Here is a 15,759-nt window from a genome sequence, read left to right on the forward strand (position 1 = left end):
CCTCCCTGTCTCGATGGAACTTCATCCGGCGAATCTAGGGGGCGGGTGGGCCGCCTGTCAATTGCGGCATAATCCCTGTCATTTAAGGGGGGACTTTTCAGCCCTGCGTCAGGGCGATGGCCGAGATCTGGCGACCATAATCCGGTTCACCGGCATGGGTGGTGCGGCGGTAGGAGAAAAAGCGCTCGTCATCCGGATAGGTACAGAGGCCGAGCGCCGTGCCCGTGACGCCGGCGCGGGCAAGCCGAAGCAGGGTAAGGCCGGGCAGATCGAACATCGCGTGGCCGGGCTTCTGCGAGGGCGTGAAGAAGGTGGCGTAATCCGGATCGATGGCCAGAAAGCGTTCCACGAATTCCGGGCCGACCTCATAGCTCGCGCTCGAGATCGAGGGGCCGAGGCACGCGACGATGGCTTCGCGCCTTGCGCCCAGCCCGATCATGGCTTCGACGGTGTTTTCGAGAACGCCGGTCAGCGCCCCCTTCCAGCCGGCATGGGCTGCGCCAATGATGCCGTTTTCGGCATCAGCAAACAGGATGGGGCCGCAATCAGCGGACAGCACACCGAGCACATAGCCAGGGGTAGCCGTTACCATGGCATCCACCGTGGCTCGGTCGCCTGTCCAGCTTTTGTCGATCACCTGCACATCCGGCGAATGAACCTGATGGACGGTCGCCAGATTTTCCAGCGGCTGGCCGAACCAGTTGGCGACGCGGGTGCGGTTTTCCAGCACGGCGGCGCGGTCGTCGTTCGAGCCGAGGCCGACATTCAGCCCGCGATAGATGCCTTCGGATACGCCGCCCTTGCGGGTGAAGAAGCCGTGGCGGATGCGTTGGCCGGCGCGCTCGTTAAGAAGCGGGCTTTCAAGCGGTTCCGGGCGAAGATCGATCGACATGGCCGTTCCTTGCGTCACACGCCGGCGGGTCGGCGAAAGGGGGAGAGTTCGACTTCCGGGCTGGAGACCACCAGAACCTTGAAGAGTTCGCCCATTCGGCCTTCGCCGCTACCGGCCAACCGTTCGACGGCGGCGGTGATCTCTTCCTGGGTGATTGCATCCTTGCCGCGGCCGAGTTGGCCGGCACGCTCCAGAATGCCGAGGCCGAGCAGGAAATCACCCTGGGGCACGCAACCGTTGACGTGAAGGCCGCAGGCAGAGGCGACGGCGGTCAGCGTTTCGAAATCCACATGGCTGGTCAGGTCCGCTTCGCCGGGGTGGGCAAGCGGTGGATCGTATTCGTGCTTGAGAACGGCCTGCAGCGTGTCGCCGTAATTGGTAACGGTGTGGCCGTAGTCGATGATGACGGCGCAGCCGCCGAAGCCGCGCAGCCGTTCGCTCATGGCCTGCATGACGGCGGCGCGGGCGGGCGCAACTTCGAAGATCGTGCCGTCCGGGGGCGGATTGCCGTGGGGCAGAAGGGCGGGATCGATGCCGGCGGCGCCCGTCACGAAGGCCAGTTCGTCATCGGCGCCAAGGCCGACGAGCCGTTCGCGGAAGCCGGTTGCAGTCTTGACGAACTGGCGGATGGGAATGGCGTCGAACAGCTCGTTGGTGGCGATCAGCGTGAAACCGTCCGGTACTTCATCGAAGCCGTCGTGCCAGCTCACACGCCCGTCATGGGCGGACAGTGCCGTGCGCTGGAGGCCGCGCAGTCGTTCGCTGGTTTCGACCATATGGATGGTCATGCCGGTATAGAGTTCCGGTGCAAGGCGGGCGATGACGCGCAACATGTCGGCCATCATCGTGCCGCGACCGGGGCCGATTTCCACCAGCCGCGCCTTTTCCGATGAACCATGGCGCTGCCAGGCATGGACGAGGAAAATGCCGAGCATTTCGCCGAAAAGCTGGCTGACCTCCGGTGCGGTGACGAAATCGCCGGCCCGACCGAAGGGGTCGCGGGTCTTGTAATAGCCGTAATCCGGATCGGCCAGGCATAGCGCGAAATAGTCGGTGACGCTGATTGGCCCGTTCATGCGAATGATGGACTTGATCTTTTCAGCGAGCGGCGTTGTCACAATCACGTAGCCTCGATTCCGTTAAGCTGCATCTGCGGCGCTGCGCTTGGCGCGCGCCATGGCCCAAATCCCTGCGGCGAGCATCGGCAGCGACAGAATCATGCCCATTGTCAGCCAGTTTCCCGCAAGATAGCCGATCTGTTCGTCCGGTTCCCGGAAAAACTCCACGAAAATGCGGGATGCGGCATAAAGGCATACGAAAAAGCCGGCGGTGAAACCCGGCATTTTCAGAACGCGGGTGAAGCGCGTGATGAGGAAGAGCACCAGAAAGGTGGCGACGCCCTCGAGGCCGGCTTCATAAAGCTGGCTCGGGTGGCGGGTGAAGGGGCCACCGGTCGGGAAGATCATGGCCCAGGGCACATCGGTGATGCGCCCCCAAAGCTCGCCATTGATGAAATTGGCGATACGCCCGAAGAAAAGCCCGATGGGCGCGACGGAAGCGACTATATCGAACAGGCTCCATATCCTGATCCCGTGCTTGCGGGCGAAAAGAATCATCGCAAAGGTGGCGCCGAGGAAGCCCCCGTGGAAGGACATGCCGCCATTCCACACCGCAAACGCGCTCAGCGGATCGGCCAGGATCGCGCCGAGATCGTAGAAAAGGATATAGCCGAGGCGGCCGCCAAGCACGATGCCGAGCGTGGCCCAGACCACGAAATCATCAATCTGTTCGCGTGTTGCCGGCGCTTTGTCGCCCGGCCAGAGGGTCGCTTTCGCTGCGAGATTGCGGGCGTAGACCCAGCCGAGCATGATGCCCGCGACATAGGCCAGACCGTACCAGCGGATTGCCAGCGGGCCGATAGAAAGGGCCACCGGGTTGATTTCCGGGTAAGCGATCAGGGAGAAGAAGGCGGCGGCTGAAAGCACGTCGTTGGCATCCGTCTGTTTTCGTTGGCGGGAACATGGCGTTCCCAAATGAAACGGTCAAGGTGTCGGGCGGCAAATGCATCGTGAACGGTCTTGCAACCGGCCGGATGACGGCCTAACTCAGATGCAGATATCTCCGCCAATTGCGGAGGAACTGAGGAGCCCAGCATCATGACGACCGGACCGAGCCGCATCTTCGATGAATTCGCAAAGCTGATGACCGATGCCGCGGGCGCGGCGCAGGGTTTGAAAAAAGAAGCGGAGACCGCATTCCACGCCCAGGCCGACCGCTGGCTGAACGGTCTCGACCTCGTGAAGCGCGAGGAATTCGAGGTGGTGAAAGAAATGGCCATCAAGGCGCGTGACGAAAACGATGCGCTCAAGGCCCGTATCGAAGCACTCGAGGCACAACTCGCTGCCAAGGCGTGAATCGTCTGGCCTCTGCCAGGCGACCGGAATGAAGGGGAAGGGCCGGTGCCTTTCCCCTTTTTTCGTTTCGGCGGGGCCCCGCATTAATTTTTTCTAAGGGTTTTCCACGCCTGTGGACATGCCCCAAAAAGCCAATTTCCAGAGTCATTTAACGGCTGGCTCTGACGCGCTGCCGCAAGCGCTGTCCACAGACCGGGACCCAAAAAGCGGCCAAGGGGGGCTGGCGAGGCGACTCCGGCGTTATACACTGATTTTAAATGATGATTCGAAACGGCACGAAAGCTTCGGACAGGGTGCGTGCGTTATCGGAAGGGCTGTTGGCAATCATCGAGAAGTGTTGTCTCCGGTAAAGTTGTCTGTGTTTTTCGAGTGTTCGCGCACGAGCTACGCATTCTATCCGGTCGAGAAGGTGCCGCATGAGCCTTAGTGAATTTGAAATCGAACGACGCCAGTCAAACCCGGTCGATATGATCGAGTTCGTCGCCGCAACGAACGACTGGTCGTTCGAGCGGTCTGGCGAAGACGAAATCGCGATGACGGTGGCTGGCAAGTGGACGGATTATCACGTCTCCTTCTCGTGGATGGAAGATGTGGAGGCCCTGCACCTTGCCTGCGCCTTCGATATTCGCGTGCCGGAACTGCGCGTGACCGAGGTGATGCGGCTTCTGTCTTTCGTCAACGGTCAGGTGCTCATGGGGCATTTCGATCTGTGGCGGCAGGAAGATGTGGTGATTTTCCGCCAGTCCCTGCTTCTGGCCGGTGGTGCCGAGCCGACGAACCGTCAGGTCGAGGTTCTCCTGTCCAACGCGCTCGATAGCTGCGAGGCCTATTTTCAGGCGTTCCAGTTCGTTGTCTGGTCGGGCATGGAAGCCAAGAGCGCGCTCGATGCCGTGCTGTTCGAGACGGTGGGAGAAGCCTGATGGCATCTTCCATGTTCAAGGCAGGTCCGCTTGTTCTCGTCGGTGCCGGCAATATGGGCGGCGCGCTTCTCTCCGGCTGGCTCAAGCAGGGTGTGCCCGGCGCCCAGGTTATCGTGCTCGATCCGCTTCCCTCCGATGCCATGCGCTCCACGATTTCCAAGGCCGGTGCGAAGCATGTGACCGCGCCGCCGGAAGGCGTTAAGGCCGGAATCCTGTTTCTCGCGGTCAAGCCGCAGGTGATGGCGGCTGTCGCTCCGGCCCTCAAGGTGCTTGTCGGGCCTGAGACGGTGGTGGTCTCCATCGCCGCCGGCAAGACGATTGCCTCCTTCGAGGAATTTTTCGGTGCAACCGCCACGGTGCGCGCCATGCCCAACACGCCGGCCATGGTTGGTCGCGGTGTGACGGGCGCCTTTGCGAATGCCCGCGTCAGCGAAGAGCAGCGCAAGGTTATCGATACGCTTCTCAAGGTGTCCGGCCCCGTCGAGTGGGTGGGCAGCGAAGCCGAGATCGATGCCGTGACCGCCGTTTCGGGGTCCGGTCCCGCCTATGTCTTCTATCTCGTCGAATGCCTGGCGGAGGCAGGCCGCAAAGCCGGCCTGCAGGCGGACCTCGCCATGCGTCTCGCACGGGAAACCGTCTCGGGGGCTGGTGAATTGCTTCACCAGTCCCCCGATGACGCCGCTACCCTGCGCAAGAACGTGACGTCACCAGGTGGTACGACCGCTGCGGCTCTGGCCGTTCTGATGGCGGAAGACGGTATTCAGCCCATTTTCGACAAGGCTGTCGAGGCCGCGCGCAAGCGGGCCGAAGAGCTTTCGGCCTGAGGTGTTTCGATGAGCGGTGAAATTTCCTGGGCCGATTTCGAAAAGGTCGATATTCGCACCGGAACCGTCGTCGAGGTCTTGCCCTTTCCCGAAGCGCGCAAGCCGGCGTTCAAGCTGAAGATCGATTTCGGGCCTGAAATCGGCGTGAAGAAATCCTCGGCGCAGATTACCGTTCATTATACGCCGGAAACGCTGCTCGGCCGGCAGGTGCTTGCCGTCGTCAATTTTCCGCCGCGCCAGATCGGCCCTTTCCGCTCCGAGGTTCTGACGCTCGGTTTCGAGGATGAGGCTGACGCCATCGTACTGGCGGCCGTGGAGCGCGGCACGCCGAACGGCCGGAAGATGTGCTGACATAGCCGTTGCCCCGGAGGCAGGCTCAGGACATTTCGCAGATCAGGCCGGCAATCGCACCACCGTTCGCAATCCCCCCATCGGACTTGTTGCCAGCGTGATATCGCCGCCATGGCTGCGAACGATATCGCGGGCGATGGCGAGGCCAAGACCGGTGCCGGACGTGTCGAGATTGCGGGCCTCATCCAGCCGGAAGAACGGCTTGAACACATCCTCGCGGGATTCCTCGGGAATGCCGGGACCGTCATCATCGATTGTGACAGTCAGCCAGCGGGCACTGTGAACGGCATCGATGCGGATGAAATCCGCATAGCGCTGGCTGTTGGAAATGATGTTGTTCATCAGCCGGGTGAAGGCACTGGGGCGAACCGCGATGGTTTCGTCACCCGTCAGTTGCCATTCGAGCGGCAGGTCGACCAGTGCGCAGTCGGCCTTCAGCTTGTCGAGCAGGGTGTGCAGATTGAGCGAACCGACATCTTCCTCCGCTTCGTTGCGGGCAAAGGCCATGTAGCCTTCGAGCATGGACTGCATGTCGTTCACATCCTGCTCCATGCCGGCCAGTTCCGGCAGGTCGCCTGCCAGCGCAAGCTGAAGACGGAAGCGGGTGAGGATGGTGCGCAGGTCGTGGCTGACGCCCGCGAGCATGGCGGTGCGTTGCTCCATCTGGCGTTCGATGCGCTCGCGCATGAGCATGAAGGCGCGGCCTGCCTTGCGCACTTCATCGGCACCCCGCGGACGGTAGGGTTCGGTCAGTTTCTGGCCCTTGCCGAAGCTTTCGGCGGCGCGGGCCAGTGCCAGAATGGGCCGGATCTGCCCCCGCAGGAAGAGGATGGCGATCAGGATCAGCACGAATGAGGAGCCCGCCATCCAGATCAGGAAGATATGGGTGTTGGACGCATAGGCTTGGCTGCGGCGCGCCAGAACGCGTAGCACCCGGTCTTCCAGCTTTATGCGAATTTCCACGAGGTTGCTGTCGCCCACCGTATCGATCCAGAAGGGGCGGCGGATCTGGCGGTTGATCTGGTCGGCAAGGATACCGTCGAGGATGGAAAAGAACGGCTTGGGGCGGGGCGGCGGCAGTTCGTCGCCCTTTTCGATGGAGACGATCAGGTCCATCCGGCTGCGGGCGATGCGAGTGATCTCGTCGTCATCGCCGTCACCGGGGAAGCTTTCGACGAGGTCGATGATGGCAGCGATATCGCGCGTCATCGCCTCTGAAAGGCGGCGGGTCACAAGCTGCCAGTGGCGCTCCATGAAGACGAAGGCGATGACGATCTGCAGCAGCAGCATCGGAATGATGATGATCATCGCCGAGCGAATGAACAGGCCACGCGGCAGGTGCCGGTGCAGGAAGCGTCCGGGCAGGCCCAGCACATGCCAGGGAATGCGACCGTTCAGCCGACCGAGTTCCTCCCTCATGCGCTTGATGAATTCCACTTTGCCCGTTCCTCGCTTTCCATCCGTTCAAGGTTGCCACTTCCGAAACTGATTCAAGTGGCTGGCACGACGATTCAGCAAAAAGCGGCAAGTCCTTGCGCGGGAATCGCTTTCGGCTCCGGCGATCTCACTCCATGTTCAGCCGATAGCCGATGCCGCGCACGGTTTGCAGCCAGGCCGGGTTGGCCGGGTCGTCCTCGATCTTGCGGCGCAGACGGTTGATCTGCACGTCGATGGTGCGCTCTCCCACCTCCGCGTCATCGCCGATCAACTCGTGACGGGGAATGGTTTCACCGGCTCTAAGGGCAAACAGCGTCATGATGTCCTGTTCGCGGTCCGTCAGCCGGATCGGTTCGGCTCCGCGTCTGAGTTCCTTGCGGGCGACGGAATAGGTGAAGGGACCGAAGATCACCTGATCGATTTTCGGCGCATTGGTGGCGGCGGCGCGGCGCAGGATATTGTTGATGCGCAGCACCAGTTCACGCGGATCGAAGGGCTTGGATACGTAATCCTCGGCGCCCGCTTCGAGACCCGCGATGCGGGCGTCGGCTTCCGAACGGGCGGTGAGCAGGATGACGGGAATATCGCCGCGACTGGCCTTGAGCGATTCGGTCAGCGACAGGCCGCTTTCGCCGGGCATCATCACGTCGAGAATGAGGAGGTCGAAATGCAGGCCCTCCAGCTTGCGGCGGGCCTCGGCTGCATCGGCAGCCATGGTGACGCGAAACCCCTGATCCATCAGATAACGGTTCAGGAGGTTGCGGATACGCGTATCGTCATCGACCACGAGAAGGTGGGCGGCATCGTCGGTCGGGATCGGTTTTACGCTCATGCCTGCCTCTCCTGCGGGACCGTTCGCCTCAATCCTTCTTGTCGCACATGCCTGACAGGAAGCGGCGGATCGTTTCTTTCTCCGCCGCCGACATGCCATCGGTGGCGCGGGCAATGCGCCGCGATTGCGGCTCGGACAAGGCAAGCGCCAGTTCCCGGCCGGACAGCGTGGGATAGAGACGGCGCTGGCGGCGGTCTTCGGGGCCCGCCATCTGGCGGATATAGCCGCTGTCGATCAACTGCTTCAGCACCCGGGCAAGGCTCTGCTTGGTGATCTGCAATGTGTCGAGCAGATCGGCGATGGTCATGCCGGGCTGGCGGCTGACGAAATAGACGACGCGATGGTGCGCACGACCAAACCCCAGACCTTCCAGAATGGCGTCGGGGTCCGATGTGAAATCGCGGTAGGCGAAGAAGAGGCGCTCGATGATCTCGAAGTCGATGCTGCCGTCGTTGACGGCGGGCAGCGCAGGCGGCGCTTTCTTGGCTGAACCGGTTTCGGGCGGTGGCGTCACGCGAGCTTATCCTTACATTATCACGTCGCGCGGCCGGTTTGCGGCCATGTCACCAATGGGCGAACGGGCGCGGCGCGATGCTTCCGGCACTGGATTAACCGGGAAAAAAGCCAACAATCAACACCTGATTTCGGGTTTTACGGTGTGACATCGGTTCCTGCGACCAATTGGCGACGCGAACCGACGTTTCTCGCCGTCCCCGGTTTCCCGCGCGCCACTTTGCTCCTATATGAAACCGGAGATTACAAGGAGCGTTTCATGGGCATGCTTCAGGCCGGGATTATTCCGGTGACACCGTTTCAGCAGAATTGCACCATCTTCTTCGATGACGAAACGAAGGAAGGGGTAATCGTCGATCCGGGCGGCGATGTGGATACAATCCTCGGTATCGTCCAGGAGCACGGATTGAAGCTTCAGGCGATCTGGCTCACCCATGGCCATCTCGACCATGCCGGCGGGGCCGCCGAACTCAAGGAAAAGCTTGGCCTCGAGATTATCGGCCCGCACCGGGACGATCTGCCGCTGCTCGAAAAGATCGAGGCGCAGGCCGCCAAGTATGGTGTCCCCGGCCTGCGCAATGTCGTGCCCGACCGCTGGCTGGAGGAGGGCGACGTACTTTCTTTCGGCGATCACCGTTTCGAGGTTCTCCATTGCCCCGGCCATGCGCCGGGCCATGTCGTCTATTTCTGCCGGGCCAACAAGCTGCTGCATGCCGGCGATGTGCTGTTCAACGGCTCGATCGGACGGACGGATCTGCCGGGCGGCAATCATGAACAGTTGCTGGCCTCGATCCGCGACAAGGTTCTGCCGCTCGGTGACGATGTCGGTTTTCTCTGCGGCCACGGACCGGGTGGGCGGATCGGCGAGGAGCGGCTGAACAACCCCTATCTCAAAGGGCTTTGACGCGCAGGCTCATGCGGGCCGGCAGGGTCATGGCGATCACGCCGGCCATTACGAAGGCGAGGCCGAACCAGACGGCCGGTTGTGGCTGTTCATCGAGAAACACCATGCCGATCGCCATGCCCACCGGCACGCGCAGATAGGCCTGCGCGGTGGCCCCCACCGAACCCAGCGTCTGGATGAGGCGGAAATAAATCGAGAAGGCAAGCGCCGTGGAAACGACGGCGAGCGCCACCAGCGCCATCAGGGAGCGGCCGGAGGGTGCCAGCGTCCATGGCCTGTCGATCATGATGCAGAGCGGCAGAAGCAGAACCGCACCGGTCACCAGCGAACTCGCAGCCGGAACCATGGGATCGAAATCCCGAAAGCTTTTGCCGAAGATGGCGGCCCCCGCATAGGATATGGTGGCGGCGACGATGGCCAGTTGCGGCCAGAGATTTTTCCCCAGTCCGCCGAATGCCTCGAACCCGACGATCAGGCTTGCTCCCATCAGTCCAGCCGCGACACCGAAGCCCTTGCGAGCGGTGATCGCCTCGTGCCGGGTCACGAAGGCCGTCAGCAGGAAAGTGAAGATGGGTGTCATTGCATTGAGGATGACGGCGAGGCTGGCGTCGATGGCGGTTTCCGCCCAGGCAATCAGGGTGAAGGGCACGACGCTGTTCAGGCAGGCCTGAACGGTGAAACGGGCCCAGGTGGCCCTGTCGCGCGGCCAGCGCACGCCGCGCCAGCGCAGGATCAGGGCGAGAACCAGACCGGCGATGAGAGTGCGCGCGGCGATAAGGGTAACGGGCGGAATGGTTTCGACGCCGATCTTGATGAAGGTGTAGGACGCGCCCCACAGGCTCGAAAGCATCAGGAGCAGCGCCAGTTCGGTGGAAAGCTTCGGTTTTGCGAGCATGGAAAGTCCTGTTCATCGCATGATCGGGGCCTTTGCCTAGCCTGTCCCGGCGCGGAAATGCTTCGGTCGCCACCGAAGGGTTCCGAGATGGCGGCGAAGGTGCCCCATGCTATTGTTCGCCCATGTCGAACATGATTTCCGCAAACACCATTGCCGAGGTTGCCGCCCTGATCGGCGATGTGGCGCGTGCCGGCATTCTCTCCGCCCTGATGGGCGGGCGGGCGCTGACGGCAGGCGAACTGGCCCGTATCGCCGGGGTGACGGCGCAGACGGCGAGCGGCCATCTGGCGAAGCTTTTCGAAGCGCGACTTGTGCTCGTCGAAAAGCAGGGGCGTCATCGCTATTACAGGCTGGCCTCACCGGAGGTGGCGGATGCGATGCAGTCACTGATGACACTCGCCGCTGCAGCTCCCGCGCGGCATCATCCCATCGGACCGCGCGATGCGGCGTTGCGGCTCGCCCGCACCTGCTACGACCACATGGCCGGACGTCTGGCCGTGGCGGTGGCGGATAACCTTGCCGAACGCGGTTTCATCGTCTTTGCCGAAGGGGCGGGGCTCGTGACGGATGAGGGGCATCGCTTCTTCTGCGATTTCGGTCTGACGCCGGAGGAGGAGAAGAGTTCGAAGCGTCCGCTCTGCCGCACCTGTCTCGACTGGAGCGAACGGCGGTCTCATATCGGCGGGCGGTTGGGCGCGCAGCTTCTCACGCATTGCCTCGATCGCGGGTGGCTCATCCGCGCACCGGAGGGGCGGGCTTTGACCATCACCCGCAAAGGTGAGGCGGGATTTGCCGACACTTTTCTGCTGCCTTCGGATTGGCGGGACGAGCCCGTTGCGTTACCCCGCCTCAGCGCCCTTATCTCTCGGGGAGAAACTCCGGACCTATGACGCGAATGCGCTCGGATCGCGACCAGTCCCGATAGGCGGCGACCGCGCCCTGATCGTTGGACCAGTTGTGCAGCCGGGTTTCCCCGAGCGAGCCGCGCAATTGCGCGTTGATCGCCAGGCTGACTGCGGGTTCCGCCGGGGCAAAGGGATCTGGTCCTGCGGACGGGGAGCTCGGCCCGTCGGCGGCCTTGCCGCCCAATCGGTAGTAGCGGGTGAGGTCGCAGCGCTTGAGGGTCGGATCCTTGCGAAACGCACCCGCTACCGGCAGTTCGGCATAGGCTTTGCCGGAGGTCAGCGACACCATGGAATCTTCGGTACGCTCCGTACCATCGACGCGGAAGACGTCCATCGCCTGCGTATCGCAGATGAGGCGGCACTGGGCCGCGATGACGGGTTCCTTTTCCGCACTCGTGTAGCCGGAGTTCGGCGAGGGGAAGTAATAGCCATCGGAAAGGCGAACGCACATGGTGGCGATCATGTTTTTCGAGCCGGAAACCTGCCCGGATGCTGTGCGCGGGCTGCGCGGCTGGCGTCGATCCTCGTCGCGTGTTTCGACGGTAGCGCTGTCGTCCGGGCGCTGCTGCCTTGCGCCGCAGGCGTCGCCCCCAAGGGCCAGAAGATTGCGCTGGGCCTCCGCTATTCGCTGGCGATAGCTGGCGCAGGCAGAGAAAAAGCCTGTTTCTGTGCCGGTGCAACCGCGCTTTTCAGCGCTGGCCCGGATTGCGGCGATCTGGCGGGTGAAGCCCTGTGCTTGCGGGGAAAGGCAGGCGGCCCGGGCTTCGCCTGCAAGGGTCAGGCTGGCAAGGGCCGCGGTTATCGCGGCGGCGCGCCGGGTGCCTCGGTCAGCCGAAATCCTCGGTCTATCAGACAGACAAGGCTTTCCGATCATGTCATCTCCCGCCGGTACGCAGCACAGTTGAGCTGGCGCTGAGGTGCCCGAGAGGCGGGGTCAAGTCAATGACAGGGCCGGGGTTCCCTGCAACTTTTGCAGGTCTTGGTTACCGCGTGGCGTGCAATGTCACGTCATGCCCTGCGGGATTGAGGATCGCGATGCGGCCTGTCCCGGGAGGGACGGGCGCGGACCGCGATCCGGCATGTCCTTAGCCCGCCGTGCAGAAATGACGGTTGCCGTCATAGCCGGCGTAGGTGCCGCTTGCGGGGTCAAAGCTGCGGTAGCGGCTGGCGCAATAATCCTGCCAGGCCGGAGTCCAGGGCTCGAGCGTCTGTACGCGATAATCCGGAACAGCGACACGGCGCGGTGCGGCGGGATAGTAAACCCGGTCAGGATTGTCATAGTAGGGGGCCGGTGCAGGCGCGCGGCGGTAAGGATCGACCGGATAGGGTTCGTAGACCGGGCCGTCATTCTGGTGGCTGCTGGCAATAGCCGAGCCGACGATAAGGCCGGTCGCAAGGCCGATCACGCCGAGAGCGGCGGCATCGCCGCCGTGATGGCGACGCTCGACCGGCGGCGGGCCATAATAGGGACGGCGCCAGCCATCGGCGAGCGACGGTGTCGCGCTTGCCAATGCGGTTGCGCCAATGGCCAGCGAGAGAAGGGTATTGCGGATCAGATGGTTCATGGCGTTTTACCTCCGTGAACGATGCGGCGATGTTCTCGCGCAACGTCATGTCAAAGGATTAACGACTTCTGCCTGAATGCGGACTGAACAAAAAAACCCGGCAAGCATGCCGGGCCTCAACTCGAATTGAAAGCCGTAAGAACAGCCTCAGCCCGTAATCTGGAGATTAACGGCCTTGGGGCCCTTGCCGCGACGATCCGGTTCCGTGTCGAAGCTTACCTTCTGATTTTCCGACAGACCATTCAGGCCGGAAGCCTGGACCGCGGAAATGTGTACGAAGATATCGGCGCCACCGTTGTCAGGCTTGATGAAGCCGAAGCCTTTATCGGTGTTGAAGAATTTAACGGTGCCAGTTTCGGCCATGCATCAGGTCCTTTTCTCTCTGCCCGTTTCCGGCGGACAGCATTGCGATTTTTGCCCCAGGGGGCGTTTGGGCAGGCAGTTCTTGAAATGTGAGGAAAGGGGCCCGTCTTTATCGCGAGTTACTTCTCGTAGAACTTAAAATCCTCAAGTAGCACCTCGCCCGGAACTATAAGCGTCTCCGGCGCGCATCATTTATAGGTCTTCCCATGCTCGCAAATTGCCCGAACTTGGATAGAGTGCTGTGTTTATCTAAAATTGGCAAGCAAAAGTTTTTTAACTTCTGTCCGGAAACAACACCGGGCGTTGTGACCTGAATGCGGAAAATCGGCGTTTTTTGCGGATTTTGGCCCGTTTTTTAACGCGTGATGCGTTTTAGGTCGTTGTCGCGCTGCAAAACCGCAGCCGCAAGCCCGCTTTTGCGGATATATCGGCACGTCGCAAAGTCGCGCTTTTTGCCTTGAAACCGCCGCAGTTCAGGCGATCTCGGCGGCTCTGGCCGTGTTTTCCCGGCGTTTGCGGTGCCACTCGGGCACCAGCTCCACCACGAGAATAGCGGCAAAGAGCAGGGCGCAACCGACATAGCCGCCGCCCGGCAGGCTTTCGGCAAGGAAGATCGCGCCGAACAGCGCGCCAAACAGAGCCTCCGTGGAGAGAAAGATGGCCGCCTGCGGCGCTGTTGTGTAGCGCTGCGCTATGTTCTGGAGAACGAAGGCAAGCCCGGATGAGAGCAGGCCGGCATAGAGGATTTCGAGGGCGGCCCCCTTTACGGCGTCGATGTGGAACGGCTCGGTAAAAAGGGCAAAGAGGCCGGCGCCGACAGCGGTGATCACGAACTGCCAGACGGACAGCGCCAACGGACGACCCGCGCTCTGCATGGCGTTGCCGGCGAGGATGATCTGCATGGCCCAGAACAGGGCGCAGGCGATCATCAGCAGGTCGCCGATCTGGAGGGCGGCCAGATCGCCATCGCTGAGCAGATATATGCCGGTCAACGCCATCAGGGCGCCGGGCCAGACGATCCAGTGCGGTGCGCGGCGGAAGACCAGCAGCGAGATGACCGGAACGAAGACCACGTAAAGCCCGGTCAGGAAGCTGGCATTGGTGACCGTCGTCGTCAGCAACCCGGCCTGTTGCAGGCCGGCGCCGCCAAGCAGCGCCAGTCCCACGCCGGTAAACGACCAGCGGTCGCCACGGGTCAGCGGGCGGGTCGCGCGTCGTGCCTCGGCCAACGCAAAGGGCAGTGTAATGATGGCCGCCACCAAGAAACGCACGCAGACGAACCAGAACGGCCCCATTTCGTCCATGGCCGTTGCCTGGGCGATGAAGCCACCGCCCCAGATGGCGGCGGTCAGAAGCAGAACCAGATTGGCCTGTATGCGGGTCATGTCTGAGCCTTTTCGCGCGAACCTGCCGGCAGGCGCTCGTAAAGGCCGCAACGGCGAGCGGCCCTCCCGGCCGCATCGATCTTGGTCCGGCTCTAGCAGGCGGAGCGATATATCGCAAGAGCCGCCGTTAGATAAGGGTCAACCACCCGCGGGGCGGTAGAGGCGCAGCAGCGCGCCTTTTGCCTCGTCAGTCACCATCAGGACCGCGCCGTCAGGAGCGACCGTCACGTCGCGGATGCGGCCATATTCGCCGCGCAGCAATCGCTCCTCACCGGCAACCTTGCCGGAGGCGTCCCGATCGAGGCGGGATAGAAGTTCGAACTTCAGCGCGGCGACCAGAAAATCGCCGCCCCATTCGGGAAACATCGCGCCGCGATAGACTGCGATGGCGCCGGGTGCAATGGAGGGGTCCCAGTAGTGCAGGGGCTGTTCCAGTCCGTCCTTCGCCGTGCCGACGCCGATCCGGAAGCCGGTATAGTCGCGCCCGTAGGTAATGACCGGCCAGCCGTAATTGCGACCGGCCTTCGGCGTGTTGATCTCGTCGCCACCACGCGCGCCGTGTTCAACGGAATAGAGAGTGCCATCGGCGGGATCGAAGGTCAGGCCCTGTGGATTACGATGACCGATGGACCAGATTTCCGGCGCGGCGAAGCCGCCATTGCCCGAGGGGGCGGAGCCATCGGTATTGATGCGCAGGATGGAGCCGGCATGGTCGGCGCCATCCTGTGCGCGGTCGCGGTCGCCGCGGTCGCCGATGCCGAAGAACAGCGTGCCGTCTGCTGCGATGGCGATGCGGGAGCCGAAATGCTGGCCCTTGCCGGTAAACTTGTTCATCGCGAACAGGCGCGTGACTTGCGTGAGACCCTTCTCGTTTTCCGCAAGGCGGGCGGTAAAGACGGCCGTACCCTGACCGCCGGGGCCGGGAATGGCGGCGGTGAAATAAAGGCGTCTGCTTTTCGTGAAGTCGGGAGCGAGCGCCAGATCCATCAGGCCACCCTGACCGGAGGCACGGACTTCCGGCAGGCCGGACAGGGGAGCGGACAGCTTGCCATCACGCACGATGCGCAACCGGCCGGGCCGTTCGGTTACGATGAAGCCGCCATCCGGCAGGGCTTCGACGGACCACGGATTTTCAAGGCCCGTGGCGAGCGTTTCGACGGCGATGGGAACGCCCGTCGTCTTTTGGGCGACAGTATCGATGGCCTGGGCGGGTGCGCTTGCCATCATAAGCGCGAGAAGGGCGCCATACCCGGCAAACGATCGTCTTCTTTCGGTCATTGCACTGCTTCCCTGTTCACCTTGTTACGGTCGAGGTGGGGCCGGAAGCGGTCAGCGGCAAGGGGCTGCCGATGACAAGGCGGTGATCGCCCGATGATCGGGCTATGGTTCAGAGCCAGTGGCTGGCGATGCCGTGGAAACCGTCGGTGATGAGGAGAACGCTCGACAGCGGCAGGGTCAGCAGGGCGGCAAGAACCCACTTTTCCATGGCGGAAAAGCCGGTCTGACGGTGGGTGGCGGTCTTGGGGTGCGAAAGCGTGGACATGGTTGTGCGGGTCCGT

19 protein-coding genes are annotated in these 15,759 nt (G+C 62.5%); 6 read left to right on the plus strand and 13 right to left on the minus strand.

The window, feature by feature from the left end:
- Window positions 1-97: 97 nt before the first annotated feature.
- From pgeF to lgt, 3 genes are read right to left on the minus strand one after another with little or no spacing between them, the layout of a single operon-like run.
- A complete protein-coding gene (gene pgeF / locus GGQ66_RS16470) occupies window positions 98-892 on the minus strand; it encodes a peptidoglycan editing factor PgeF (protein WP_183793828.1) in 795 nt (264 codons plus the stop codon).
- A 14-nt stretch (window positions 893-906) separates the two neighbouring features.
- Entirely contained in the window at window positions 907-2,010 is a 1,104-nt protein-coding gene (locus tag GGQ66_RS16475) for a class I SAM-dependent methyltransferase (RefSeq protein ID WP_183793882.1), read from the minus strand.
- A gap of 21 nt (window positions 2,011-2,031) precedes the next feature.
- Window positions 2,032-2,877, minus strand: a complete 846-nt coding sequence (lgt, locus tag GGQ66_RS16480; RefSeq protein WP_183793829.1) for a prolipoprotein diacylglyceryl transferase — start codon at window positions 2,875-2,877, stop codon at window positions 2,032-2,034.
- A 168-nt stretch (window positions 2,878-3,045) separates the two neighbouring features.
- On the opposite strand from lgt, the gene GGQ66_RS16485 reads away from it, so the two are divergent.
- From GGQ66_RS16485 to GGQ66_RS16500, 4 genes are all read left to right on the plus strand, one after another.
- A complete protein-coding gene (locus GGQ66_RS16485; protein WP_183793883.1) occupies window positions 3,046-3,306 on the plus strand; it encodes an accessory factor UbiK family protein in 261 nt (86 codons plus the stop codon).
- Between the two features lie 416 nt (window positions 3,307-3,722).
- Entirely contained in the window at window positions 3,723-4,226 is a 504-nt protein-coding gene (locus tag GGQ66_RS16490) for a type III secretion system chaperone family protein (RefSeq protein WP_183793830.1), read from the plus strand.
- Window positions 4,226-5,050: a pyrroline-5-carboxylate reductase gene (gene proC / locus GGQ66_RS16495; RefSeq protein WP_183793831.1), complete on the plus strand. Its 825-nt coding sequence runs from the start codon at window positions 4,226-4,228 to the stop codon at window positions 5,048-5,050. The genes GGQ66_RS16490 and proC overlap by 1 nt, the downstream gene beginning before the upstream one ends.
- A gap of 9 nt (window positions 5,051-5,059) precedes the next feature.
- Complete coding sequence (locus GGQ66_RS16500; RefSeq protein ID WP_183793832.1) at window positions 5,060-5,401, plus strand: tRNA-binding protein; 342 nt, start codon at window positions 5,060-5,062, stop codon at window positions 5,399-5,401.
- A 42-nt stretch (window positions 5,402-5,443) separates the two neighbouring features.
- Here the strand turns inward: GGQ66_RS16500 and GGQ66_RS16505 are convergent, their stop codons facing one another.
- The 3 genes from GGQ66_RS16505 to GGQ66_RS16515 all read right to left on the minus strand — a co-directional run bounded on the left by GGQ66_RS16505 (window position 5,444) and on the right by GGQ66_RS16515 (window position 8,184).
- Window positions 5,444-6,709, minus strand: coding sequence for an ATP-binding protein (locus GGQ66_RS16505; RefSeq protein WP_237358961.1), 1,266 nt, complete (start codon window positions 6,707-6,709; stop codon window positions 5,444-5,446).
- A 256-nt stretch (window positions 6,710-6,965) separates the two neighbouring features.
- Window positions 6,966-7,670, minus strand: coding sequence for a response regulator (locus GGQ66_RS16510; protein ID WP_183793833.1), 705 nt, complete (start codon window positions 7,668-7,670; stop codon window positions 6,966-6,968).
- A 28-nt stretch (window positions 7,671-7,698) separates the two neighbouring features.
- Window positions 7,699-8,184, minus strand: a complete 486-nt coding sequence (locus tag GGQ66_RS16515) for a MarR family winged helix-turn-helix transcriptional regulator (protein WP_183793834.1) — start codon at window positions 8,182-8,184, stop codon at window positions 7,699-7,701.
- Window positions 8,185-8,442: 258 nt separating this feature from the next.
- Here GGQ66_RS16515 and GGQ66_RS16520 point away from each other — a divergent pair, with 258 nt between their 5' ends.
- Window positions 8,443-9,087, plus strand: a complete 645-nt coding sequence (locus GGQ66_RS16520; RefSeq protein ID WP_183793835.1) for an MBL fold metallo-hydrolase — start codon at window positions 8,443-8,445, stop codon at window positions 9,085-9,087.
- On the opposite strand, the gene GGQ66_RS16525 is transcribed toward GGQ66_RS16520, so the two are convergent.
- Window positions 9,074-9,982, minus strand: coding sequence for a DMT family transporter (locus GGQ66_RS16525; protein ID WP_183793836.1), 909 nt, complete (start codon window positions 9,980-9,982; stop codon window positions 9,074-9,076). The two genes, GGQ66_RS16520 and GGQ66_RS16525, sit on opposite strands and share 14 nt — an antisense overlap.
- A 122-nt stretch (window positions 9,983-10,104) precedes the next feature.
- On the opposite strand from GGQ66_RS16525, the gene GGQ66_RS16530 reads away from it, so the two are divergent.
- Entirely contained in the window at window positions 10,105-10,872 is a 768-nt protein-coding gene (locus GGQ66_RS16530) for an ArsR/SmtB family transcription factor (protein ID WP_183793837.1), read from the plus strand.
- Here the strand turns inward: GGQ66_RS16530 and GGQ66_RS16535 are convergent.
- The 6 genes from GGQ66_RS16535 to GGQ66_RS16560 form a co-directional block, all read right to left on the minus strand.
- Complete coding sequence (locus GGQ66_RS16535; RefSeq protein ID WP_183793838.1) at window positions 10,841-11,761, minus strand: DUF2865 domain-containing protein; 921 nt, start codon at window positions 11,759-11,761, stop codon at window positions 10,841-10,843. The two genes, GGQ66_RS16530 and GGQ66_RS16535, sit on opposite strands and share 32 nt — an antisense overlap.
- A gap of 211 nt (window positions 11,762-11,972) precedes the next feature.
- A complete protein-coding gene (locus tag GGQ66_RS16540) occupies window positions 11,973-12,452 on the minus strand; it encodes a BA14K family protein (RefSeq protein ID WP_183793839.1) in 480 nt (159 codons plus the stop codon).
- A gap of 147 nt (window positions 12,453-12,599) precedes the next feature.
- A complete protein-coding gene (locus tag GGQ66_RS16545; protein ID WP_183793840.1) occupies window positions 12,600-12,815 on the minus strand; it encodes a cold-shock protein in 216 nt (71 codons plus the stop codon).
- 473 nt (window positions 12,816-13,288) lie between these two features.
- Window positions 13,289-14,200: a DMT family transporter gene (locus GGQ66_RS16550; protein WP_183793841.1), complete on the minus strand. Its 912-nt coding sequence runs from the start codon at window positions 14,198-14,200 to the stop codon at window positions 13,289-13,291.
- A 138-nt stretch (window positions 14,201-14,338) separates the two neighbouring features.
- Complete coding sequence (locus tag GGQ66_RS16555) at window positions 14,339-15,478, minus strand: PQQ-dependent sugar dehydrogenase (protein WP_370686368.1); 1,140 nt, start codon at window positions 15,476-15,478, stop codon at window positions 14,339-14,341.
- A 109-nt stretch (window positions 15,479-15,587) separates the two neighbouring features.
- The gene (locus GGQ66_RS16560; RefSeq protein WP_183793842.1) at window positions 15,588-15,743 is read right to left on the minus strand and encodes a hypothetical protein; all 156 of its coding nucleotides are present in this window, start codon (window positions 15,741-15,743) and stop codon (window positions 15,588-15,590) included.
- Window positions 15,744-15,759: the final 16 nt, after the last annotated feature.

This window comes from Allorhizobium borbori (genome assembly GCF_014196535.1).
Taxonomy (GTDB): Bacteria; Pseudomonadota; Alphaproteobacteria; order Rhizobiales; family Rhizobiaceae; genus Ectorhizobium; species Ectorhizobium borbori.